This is a genomic window from Vibrio sp. 10N.261.45.E2 (assembly GCF_002875705.1).
GTDB lineage: Bacteria > Pseudomonadota > Gammaproteobacteria > Enterobacterales > Vibrionaceae > Vibrio.
Window position 1 is genome coordinate 123,897 of sequence record NZ_MCZZ01000127.1, and the last position, 8,676, is coordinate 132,572.

The following is an 8,676-nucleotide window of genomic DNA, read 5'->3' on the forward strand; positions in this document are numbered from 1 at the left end:
CCAAACATGCTTTATCCAACCATAAAAGTTAACATTCAGCTAATTTATAGAAAAAGCTTGTCTATCTTAGAAAAAAGGTTAGTGTTATACATATGTATATCACCATGCAGTTTTAATTATGACCGAATGGAAAGACGACCAGCCGATCTTTAGGCAGCTTGCCGCCAAGATCAGTGACCAGATTCTTCAGGGTGTTTGGCTAGAGCTACAAGCATTACCCTCTGTGCGCGCAGTTGCCGCCGATCTCAAGATCAACCATCTTACCGTCATGAAAAGCTACCAGTTACTGGTGGATGAAGGCTTGGTGGAGAAAAAACGCGGCCAAGGCATGTATGTGGCCGAAGGGGCACTTCAAAAATTGAAAGAGTCTGCACATCAATCATTCATCAACACACAGATCCCAGCCATTGCTGAGACGCTTAGCATCATTGATATGAGTATCGAAGAACTCGTGAAACAACTAGCACAACATATAAAGGACAAGTCATGAGTACTTTACTTTCCGTGAAAAACGTAACCAAAACCTATGCAAATCAAGTGGGTGTCGAGAACATCAGCTTTGAGTTAAAGCCAGGGCAAGTACTTGGTCTGCTAGGCCACAATGGCGCGGGTAAATCGACGCTAATCAAATCATTGCTTGGCGGACACAACTATCAAGGTGAAATTGAGGTTAACGGCTACCACCCTATTCACCAGCACGCAGAACTCATGCTGCACCTGTCGTACATCTCAGATGTTAACGTGTTGCCCGAGTGGATGACCGTTAAACAACTGCTTCGATACACCCAAGGTGTGCACCCTAGTTTCAACAAGCAAAAAGCAGAGCAGACGTTAAGCAGCACTAACATCAAACTGTCTTCTACTATCAAGCAGCTTTCTAAAGGAATGAAGGTACAACTTCACCTTGCGATCATCATCGCGACTGACACTCAAGTATTGATCTTAGATGAACCGACACTTGGCTTAGATCTGCTGTACCGCGATACTTTTTACCGCCACCTGCTGGAGTGGTTCCACGACGGTGAGCGCGCCATGATCATTGCAAGCCATGAGGTTGCAGAGATTGAACACCTACTCACAGATGTGCTGATTTTGAAACAAGGCCATTGTGTGCTGCAAAAGAGCATGGAAGACATCGAGAACGACTATTTCATTATCGAGGTCGCAAACAACCATTCAAGCGAGATACAGAAACTCAATCCACTGACTTCACAGCCGGGGTTAGGCACCACCAAGTGGTTACTTGAAGGCCAATACAAAGCGCAGGTTGAGTCACTGGGTACCATCTATAACGTTGGCCTCGCAGATCTATTCCTTGCAACACAGACGGAGAAGGCATAATGCATCCAAGTTTTTACATGCTAGAAAAAGAACTCATCGAGCACAAAATTAACACTCGATTGCCTCTGTTTGTCGCGTTATGTGGTTTCTTACTGTTCGTAAGCCTGTTCTTTAATGGTGCAGCGCAGCATGAGTTTTTCTTCGAAATGCAAGTGAACGGCGACATGAGCGACATCCACAGAGAGTTCGCACAAGACCTCAACTCAGTGATCTATTTTGGCGCGGGCCTGATTTCACTGATCCTGTCGACGCTTTACATCCCTAAAACACTGCGTAAAGAGCGCCAAGAAGGTAGTTCGATGTTTTGGAGAAGTATGCCGGTATCTAACGCAATGACTCACGGCGTGAAGCTAGGCTTCGGTCTAGTGGTTATTCCGGCTATCTGTGCATTGCTCGTGCTGTTCGCCGATTTCCTATTCTGGATATTGAACGTATCTAGCGAGCAACAACTGGCGCTACTAGTTGAGCAGCAATCCCTACTGTATGTGTTGAGCAACTGGCTCGTGTTCTTTGGGCGAATGATGTTAGTTGCGCTGGTTTTATTACCACTGGCAACCGTAACCCTAGCAATATCTCAGCTGGTGAACTCGCCATTGCTTGTCATTTTTATCTCAAGCTATGCAATTAAGTTCCTCTCTGTGGCGGTATTTGGGTTCTATGGCATCAACGACTTTCTGTCTCTCATCGCATCACTACCAATGAAGGTACTTACAGCAAGTAACCCATTCAGCGCGATTGCTGAAGCGCCGCTTTTATCTTTAAGTATTTACGCACTGATTGGTGCTGGCGGTTACCTACTAAGCCTAAAGCTAAATAGAACGGACGATGTGAGTTTAAAGACGCTGTTCCAACGCTAGAGTCAAATCCTAAGTACGAGCCTTTATCAGGCGGTCATATCTGGTACTAAAATCTAAATCAAAGCTTCTGAGAAATCGGGAGCTTTTTTATTATCAGGATCTTAGCGAATACAAGGATGCGAAAACAGGAATGCGAAACCAAGGAACAAATTTGGGGAGAACAGATTTAACGAACAAAGATAAGCGATGAGGGGTATTAATGAGCTGACATTAAATTGCATTGTTGTTAATGCCTGCCAGCTCTTTGGGGGGTGATTTCTTTAGTCGCCGACCAGATGAAGGTCCTTAAGAGTGCTAATGAAATCGGTTTGTTGCGTTTTACATTTGATTAAGCTTTTCAGCTTTTAAAGCTTTACGGTTTAAAGCTTATTTCTTTGATGCTTCTTTTGACGTGTCTTTCCAGTATTGGATACGAACGCGATGAAGCTGTGCTCTTCTCATTTTTTTCATAAGGGATATTTCCTTTTCTTTAACTGCTCTTCGTGAGCTATTTTTATTGCCAACCATTCGAATCTAACGGTGTTTGATGCCCAGATCAATGATACAAATCACAAAATATATAGAGTTTTGAGTACCATTTACATCAAAGTATGACCTAGATATCAACTGTGGCTCAATTCAATCCTATCAGCCGCTGTTCAAAATTAAGGTTAGTTCTCTCAGATGACAAATTCATTTCAGTATCAATACAGTTCAATGATACTAATTTAATAGACCGGACCAACGCGGATTTAGTTCCAACGTCTGATCTTTTATTGCTCATACGAGCATAAAGTTACACCGTAACTAAGGCTATATTCAATGTGAACAAATAATCGCCTTATTAGCCTATACGTCACAACATCAAAATGGGATTATGTTTGTAACGGATAGAGGTTTTGATAGAAAAAGCCTCAATAAATAAAATTAAATGGACGTAATAATGAGTAGAGTAATTCTGCAAGGGCATATTCTAGTGCCAGACAACGACCTAGAAGCGGTCACACAAGCCTTAGTTGTGCATAAAGAACTAACACTGGAAGAACTTGGTTGTATCGTGTTTCGAGTCAGTCAAAGCACGCTGCAACCTAATCGCTTTGAAGTGTATGAAGAGTTTACTAGCCGAGAAGCATTCGAAGCGCATCAACAGCGAGTAAAAACGTCTGAATGGGGTGAAATCTCCAAGAACGTAACACGTCATTACCAAGTCACCGATATTCCGACACCATAATGATTGACCCGCTAGCCAACCGTATCATCGCGTTGATCAAACAAGATCCCATACGCATGCAAGTTTTAAGCTGTGCCGCTCAGCTGGATTTACCGCAATGCTATGTTGCTGCGGGCTTTGTGAGAAACCTCGTTTGGGATCACCTACATGGTTATGCCTCCCCGACTCCACTCAATGATATTGACGTGATCTACTTTGATCCCATTGATACCTCTTACGAATCGGAGCTTCGATACGAGACTCTACTCCAACAACAGTTACCCGAAATGAACTGGCAGGTTCGCAATCAAGCCGGCATGCACATCAGAAATAACGACAAGCCTTACCAAGGCGCATTAGATGCAATGAGTTACTGGCCCGAGAAAGAAACCGCAGTCGCCGTAAAGCAAAGCCAAAACGGAGACATCGAATGTATTTCGTCTTTTGGTTTAGAGAGTTTGTTTGATCTGAAAATCACACCTAACCCAAAACGTAACCGAAAGCTCTTTGCTCAAAGAGTGCAATCCAAAAACTGGCTAACCCAGTGGCCCAAATTGACCATTAGTCAAAGCTAATTTGTCGCCGAGTTCAAAAGCTAAAACCATTGACTAAAAGTCTAATCAGATCGAATATGCCCCACTTGTAAGCTTATTAACTTAGCAATTCATCAACCGCACGTAGCGACCATCAGCTGCGCCCTCTCTTCATATTGAGTAACGACCATGAACCAACAATACATGCTGCAAGCCCTTGAAGCTTCGCGCCAAGCCCTACCTGATTGCCAACCAAACCCGCCAGTGGGCTGCGTTTTGGTCAAGAACGATGAGGTGGTGTCTGTTGGGTACACGCAAAAAGTCGGTGGGAACCACGCCGAGGTCGAAGCTCTAAATAGCTATGATGGCACAATGGAAGGTGTCACTGCTTACGTCACTTTAGAACCATGTTCATTTGTTGGCAGAACCCCCGCTTGCGCCAATACTTTGGTTAAAGCAGGTGTAAAACACGTAGTAGTGGCAATGCTAGACCCAGACCCTCGTAATAATGGTCGTGGTGTGGCGATACTCGAATCGCACGGTGTAAAAGTGGATGTAGGGCTATGCCAAGCACAAGTGAGCGCCTTTTTAACCCCGTACCTTGGTAAGTCCTAGCTCTTGAACAGGCAACGCTAGCTCAGTTTCACTCGGTAAAGCGGATTGACTGGCTTATCGACAAAATATGACCAGACATGCTCGTAGACAGCATGTTGGTTAGGAAACGGCGCCAACGCTTTCGCTTCTTCTAAATTGCACCAACAATACTCCGTATGCTCGTCATTCAGTTCAATCGCTTGATTGGGCGGGCATAACACCGCAAACACAGGAATTAGTTGAATCACGTTCACGTGCGCCTCATAAAACTGCTCCAAAAACTGCGCGTTATACAAAGCTTCCACTTTAATTTGTGTCTCTTCTTCAAACTCACGCACAATAGCCTGCCAACCTGTTTCTCCAGTTTCTATCGAACCTGCGACATGGCACCAAAACTCGCCCTTCACACGCTTCATTAATAGCATTTTCATTTGTCCGTCGATCTCTGAAAGAGCGACACCAGACACAATCGAAGTATTGAGTGGAATCATAACGTTACCTTAGTTTTCACAAGAGGGCGGCAAGGCTACCATCCTTAGTTTGTTAAATTGTCTTCTATGATTAAAAACGAGAAGTGACTCATCAATTAATGAAGTTCAAGCCATAACTCATAAACCTAACAGTAACCGTCTCGTTTAGCTATCCAATAATAGAACCATTTCTTATTTGAGGCGCTTTTCGATAAAGAGTAGAATCGCCGCCTTGTACTGTGTTTAAGGTCTCTAACACAGTAGACTCTCAACCAATTATCACCACGATATAAGTATTAAGACGACTATGCACTCATCAAAACCAACGCACGACTCAGAAAACAGCCACACACCTGAGCATTGCTTCACTCGTTTTCAACAGCCGATCGAGTCATATTCGTTACCTGAGCGTTTTACCTTCCCGTTCTATTACGAACCACACCCACTGTGCGAAATCGCCTCTCACGAGCTTCAACAGTATCTAGAAAATCAAACCGACTGGCAGCATGACTTTGGGCTAGATTCTGACGCTGGTCGCGGCAAAATGTTTGGTGTGTTATTGGTGAAAAGCCCAGAAGGTGAATTGGGTTACTTCTCTGCTTTTTCAGGTAAAATCGCCGATCAAAACCTATTGCCTCACTTTGTACCGCCCGTATTCGACATGCTGAGCAGTGACAGCTTTTTCCATCAAGACACGGCCGATATGATGGCTGTAAACGCTGAGTTTAAAGCGCTGCAAGTAAACACTGAATACCTTGAGTTATGCGAGCAATTGGCGCAACAAAAAGCGCACGCTGAGCAAGAGATTGAAGCTCAACGCCTATTGATTATTGAAGGCCGAAAAACACGTAAAGAACAACGTGAATACGGTAAAGAGAACCTTGATGAACAAGCCTTCGAACAACTGAATAATGAGCTAAACAAAGCCAGTGTTGCTGACAAAAACCAGCAGAAGTATCTAAAGCTCAATTGGGAACAAACCCTAAATGAGTTACAAATCAAAGTTGATGTATTCACGGCTCAACTTACTGAGCTAAAAGAGCAAAGAGCACACCTTTCTCATCAGCTACAACACAAATTGTTTTCAAAATACGCTTTCCAAAATGCGGAAGGGAATGTCGAAGACCTTAACCAGATCTTTGAAAACACACCAAACAAGATACCACCAGCAGGCTCTGGCGAATGTGCTGCGCCTAAATTACTGCAATACGCGTACTTGAATGGTTACACGCCATTAGCATTAGCTGAATTTTGGTGGGGTCGTTCTCCAAAGTCAGAAATCCGTAAGCACAAGAAATACTACGCCTCTTGTCAGAGTAAGTGTGTGCCGATTTTAGGTCACATGATGAAGGGCCTTGATGTGGATCCGAACCCACTGCTAGAAAACCCAGCGGAAGGCAAAGAGCTGGATATCTTGTTCCAAGATGAACACATCGTTGTGGTGCACAAGCCTGCTGGTTTTCTATCCGTGCCGGGCAAAACCATTAAAGATTCCGCCTACACACGCGTTCAAGAAATGCACCCCGATGTTGAAGGGCCATTTGTTATTCACCGTTTGGACATGGCGACTTCAGGCATTCTAATCTTCGCTCTCACACGACGTGCGAACAAGAGCCTGCAAAAGCAATTCATTACTCGTGAAGTCGAGAAGCGATACGTGGCAATGATTGAAGGCGTTCTCGCAGAAGATGAAGGCTATGTTCGACTGCCATTGCGTGGTGACTTGTATGACCGCCCTCGTCAGATTGTTTGCTTCGAACACGGTAAACCTGCAGAAACCAAATGGGAAGTGATTGAACGAAACGAGCAAACCACCAAGGTTTACCTGCATCCAAAAACAGGGCGTACACACCAGTTACGTGTCCACTGCTCACACGAAGAAGGGCTGAACATGCCTATCGTCGGTGATGGTCTGTATGGCAACAAAGCCGACCGACTGCACCTACACGCAGAAAGACTTGCGCTGCACCACCCGGTGACCAAAGAGTGGATGGAGTTCCAGTTTGACGCTGAATTCTAAAACGTCTCGTTAATAACGAGTCTGAATTAAGGAAGTCACAACGCTTGTGGCTCCTACCTCTTTTGGGTATACCTCCACGCTTATTGCACCACATCAAGATTCACTTTGTTTTGAAGAGTAGCATGCCCACCTTCTTCTCTCCTTGAGGCCTTTGATATGTCATCAGCTGCTTTGAATGTACAGCCCAACAAACTGACTTCCCCATTAATTGCGACTCAAGCACCTAGCCTGAAGCCACTTGCGCCCAAAAAGCCAGATTTAAACTCGGCAATGCTTAACTTAATTGAAGAAGTTAAAAACGAGCTCCCGCTTTACGAGTCGGAGACGTTTATCTGTGGGCCAAAAGGAAACTGCTCTGGCTGCTCTAAGAAACTACTAGAGATGGTCGACAGTGAGTTAATGTACTGGGAACACAGTATTTCCATTGGTCAGGGGCCTAACTTCGAAGAACTTCGCCGCTTTGGTAAGCTTTGTAGCAGCGTTCGACGTGGTTTAGAACGTAACGGTTTAGTAGAAAAACGCCCCAAGAAAAGATAAGTAGCCAACTCGATAAGCATTACAATGTGCCATTGGCGTTCACAAGCTGCCCTACACTAACTTATTGAACTTGTTAGCTATAAAAGTGATAATGATTTTGTAATACAATTCGAAAGGGGGGACGGATCGACTCTATCCTTCTTGCCTGACGTACCTTAGACTTCTGTATATCAATACCACATCAATTAAAAACCTACCTTGGACAACGGAGAGCCATCTTGAAGAGACCACAACCAGTACTGGGAAAGACCGGTATGTTATTTTTTCTCGTCATAATAAGTGCTTTCCCTCCATTGACTATCGACCTTTACTTACCTGCACTTCCGCAGATGGTCGAGGTGTTCAATACTGACCGAGCAATGGTCAACCTAACCCTAAGCAGTTACTTCGTTACTTACGCCATTGGTCTTTTGTTCTGGGGGCCGCTCAGCGAAAAATTCGGTCGTAAGCCGATCCTGTTAATTGGATTAGCGGGCTATATGATAGCGAGCATATTGTGTGCGATGACCAATAACATCGAACAACTAATTGGCGCTCGTGTATTCCAAGCCTTTGCTGGTAGTGCCATCACCGTTATCGCGACCGCCATCGTAAAAGATCTTTATGACGGCAGAGAACGCGAAAAGATCATGGCGACTATCATGTCACTGGTGATCATCGCACCAATGGTCGCACCTGTATTTGGTGCCTTTCTACTGAAAATAGCTTCATGGCGAATGATGTTTGTCACTCTCGCCATTTTTGGTGCATTTGCGACAGTATTAGCTTGCTGCTACCGAGAAACACTCGAAACAAAATACCAAGGTTCTATGTTCCGATCTTGGGGAAGAATGGGCGTGGTCATGAAAAACCGCTCGTTCGTCAAGCTACTGGTTATTTTCTCTATCACACCGATGGCGTTGATGGGCTTTCTTGCCGCGGGTTCTTATATCTACATCGATCACTTTGGATTAACCGAGCAACAGTTTAGTTACGCGTTCGCATTCAATGCATTCTGCGCCTCTTTTGGGCCAACCATTTATATGAAGTTATCCTATCGAATACCGGTTCCAAAAGTTATCACAGGATGTTTTGCTCTGTTGGCATTTGCGGGCATCTTCACCCTAACCATTGGACTGTCTCTTATACACAAATC

Annotated in this window: 10 protein-coding genes; 9 read left to right on the top strand and 1 reads right to left on the bottom strand. The window is 44.5% G+C overall.

Annotated elements, in window-relative coordinates:
* Positions 1–118 precede the first annotated feature (118 nt).
* The 6 genes from BCT34_RS13455 (at position 119) to BCT34_RS13480 (ending at position 4,535) form a co-directional block, all read left to right on the top strand.
* Positions 119–490: a GntR family transcriptional regulator gene (locus tag BCT34_RS13455; RefSeq protein WP_076651121.1), complete on the top strand. Its 372-nt coding sequence runs from the start codon at positions 119–121 to the stop codon at positions 488–490.
* Entirely contained in the window at positions 487–1,341 is an 855-nt protein-coding gene (locus BCT34_RS13460) for an ABC transporter ATP-binding protein (RefSeq protein ID WP_076651122.1), read from the top strand. Before BCT34_RS13455 ends, BCT34_RS13460 begins: the two co-directional genes overlap by 4 nt.
* Positions 1,341–2,198 (top strand): hypothetical protein, encoded by an 858-nt coding sequence (locus BCT34_RS13465; protein WP_076651123.1) that lies wholly within the window; start codon positions 1,341–1,343, stop codon positions 2,196–2,198. Before BCT34_RS13460 ends, BCT34_RS13465 begins: the two co-directional genes overlap by 1 nt.
* 922 nt (positions 2,199–3,120) lie before the next feature.
* A complete protein-coding gene (locus tag BCT34_RS13470; protein WP_076651124.1) occupies positions 3,121–3,408 on the top strand; it encodes an antibiotic biosynthesis monooxygenase in 288 nt (95 codons plus the stop codon).
* The gene (locus tag BCT34_RS13475; protein WP_076651125.1) at positions 3,408–3,962 is read left to right on the top strand and encodes a nucleotidyltransferase family protein; all 555 of its coding nucleotides are present in this window, start codon (positions 3,408–3,410) and stop codon (positions 3,960–3,962) included. Before BCT34_RS13470 ends, BCT34_RS13475 begins: the two co-directional genes overlap by 1 nt.
* A 147-nt stretch (positions 3,963–4,109) precedes the next feature.
* On the top strand, positions 4,110–4,535 hold the full coding sequence (locus tag BCT34_RS13480; RefSeq protein ID WP_076651126.1) for a bifunctional diaminohydroxyphosphoribosylaminopyrimidine deaminase/5-amino-6-(5-phosphoribosylamino)uracil reductase RibD: 426 nt from the start codon (positions 4,110–4,112) through the stop codon (positions 4,533–4,535).
* Positions 4,536–4,552: 17 nt separating this feature from the next.
* Here the strand turns inward: BCT34_RS13480 and BCT34_RS13485 are convergent, their stop codons facing one another.
* On the bottom strand, positions 4,553–5,005 hold the full coding sequence (locus tag BCT34_RS13485) for an NUDIX domain-containing protein (protein ID WP_076651127.1): 453 nt from the start codon (positions 5,003–5,005) through the stop codon (positions 4,553–4,555).
* 286 nt (positions 5,006–5,291) lie between these two features.
* Between BCT34_RS13485 and BCT34_RS13490 the strand changes: the two genes are divergently transcribed.
* From BCT34_RS13490 to BCT34_RS13500, 3 genes are all read left to right on the top strand, one after another.
* On the top strand, positions 5,292–7,004 hold the full coding sequence (locus tag BCT34_RS13490; RefSeq protein WP_076651128.1) for an RluA family pseudouridine synthase: 1,713 nt from the start codon (positions 5,292–5,294) through the stop codon (positions 7,002–7,004).
* 156 nt (positions 7,005–7,160) lie between these two features.
* On the top strand, positions 7,161–7,541 hold the full coding sequence (locus BCT34_RS13495; protein WP_076651129.1) for a hypothetical protein: 381 nt from the start codon (positions 7,161–7,163) through the stop codon (positions 7,539–7,541).
* A gap of 254 nt (positions 7,542–7,795) precedes the next feature.
* Positions 7,796–8,676, top strand: an 881-nt coding sequence (locus tag BCT34_RS13500; RefSeq protein WP_102300420.1) for a Bcr/CflA family efflux MFS transporter, incomplete at its 3' end; no start/stop codon positions are given.

Bases quoted from the DNA above. Each gene is read 5' to 3' on its own strand.
- BCT34_RS13455 (WP_076651121.1), top strand. From the start codon at position 119: ATGACCGAATGGAAAGACGACCAGCCGATCTTTAGGCAGCTTGCCGCC.
- BCT34_RS13460 (WP_076651122.1), top strand. From the start codon at position 487: ATGAGTACTTTACTTTCCGTGAAAAACGTAACCAAAACCTATGCAAAT.
- BCT34_RS13465 (WP_076651123.1), top strand. From the start codon at position 1,341: ATGCATCCAAGTTTTTACATGCTAGAAAAAGAACTCATCGAGCACAAA.
- BCT34_RS13470 (WP_076651124.1), top strand. From the start codon at position 3,121: ATGAGTAGAGTAATTCTGCAAGGGCATATTCTAGTGCCAGACAACGAC.
- BCT34_RS13475 (WP_076651125.1), top strand. From the start codon at position 3,408: ATGATTGACCCGCTAGCCAACCGTATCATCGCGTTGATCAAACAAGAT.
- BCT34_RS13480 (WP_076651126.1), top strand. From the start codon at position 4,110: ATGAACCAACAATACATGCTGCAAGCCCTTGAAGCTTCGCGCCAAGCC.
- BCT34_RS13485 (WP_076651127.1), bottom strand. From the start codon at position 5,005: ATGATTCCACTCAATACTTCGATTGTGTCTGGTGTCGCTCTTTCAGAG.
- BCT34_RS13490 (WP_076651128.1), top strand. From the start codon at position 5,292: ATGCACTCATCAAAACCAACGCACGACTCAGAAAACAGCCACACACCT.
- BCT34_RS13495 (WP_076651129.1), top strand. From the start codon at position 7,161: ATGTCATCAGCTGCTTTGAATGTACAGCCCAACAAACTGACTTCCCCA.